Source organism: Rhizobium sp. A37_96 (assembly GCF_053521765.1).
The window spans coordinates 1-626 of sequence record NZ_JBNWDS010000058.1 but is presented as its reverse complement, the minus strand read 5'-3'; the positions used below and the strand labels follow the sequence as shown (position 1 = coordinate 626).

At 64.1% G+C, this 626-nt stretch carries 1 protein-coding gene; it reads left to right on the top strand.

What is annotated here, in order from left to right; all coding sequences use genetic code 11:
• The coding region (locus ACQZ6J_RS33910) for an electron transfer flavoprotein subunit beta/FixA family protein (RefSeq protein ID WP_449087242.1) at positions 1 to 531 on the top strand (531 nt) is incomplete at its 5' end.
• Between the last annotated feature and the right edge of the window lie 95 nt (positions 532 to 626).

Genomic DNA, 626 nt, shown 5'->3' with positions numbered 1-626 from the left:
ACGGCGCTGGCCATGGGTGCGGATCGCGCCATCCTGGTCGAGACCGATGACGCCGTCGAGCCGCTGGCGGTCGCCAAGATCCTCAAGGGCGTGGCCGAGGCCGAACAGCCGGGCCTGATCATCGTCGGCAAGCAGGCGATCGACGACGACAGCAATCAGACCGGCCAGATGCTGGCAGCCCTCTTGGGCACCGCGCAGGCAACCTTCGCCTCGAAGATCGAGATCGGTGAGGGCAAGGCCCAGGTCACCCGCGAAGTGGATGGCGGCCTGCAGACGATCGAGGTCAAGCTTCCGGCCGTCGTCACGTCGGACCTGCGGCTGAACGAGCCGCGCTATGCCTCGCTGCCGAACATCATGAAGGCCAAGAAGAAGCCGCTCGACAAGAAGGCACCGTCCGACTTCGGCGTTTCCACGGAGCCGCGCCTGAAGGTGCTGAAGACCGAGGAGCCCGGTGGCCGCAAGGCGGGCGTCAAGGTCAAGTCCGTCGCCGAGCTGGTCGAGAAGCTGAAAAACGAAGCTGGCGTCCTCTAAGGTCCAGGAAAAGGAGACTTCATCATGGCCATTCTTCTTCTGGCTGATCACGACAATGACCATCTCTCCGACCAGACCGCCAAGGCGCTGACGGC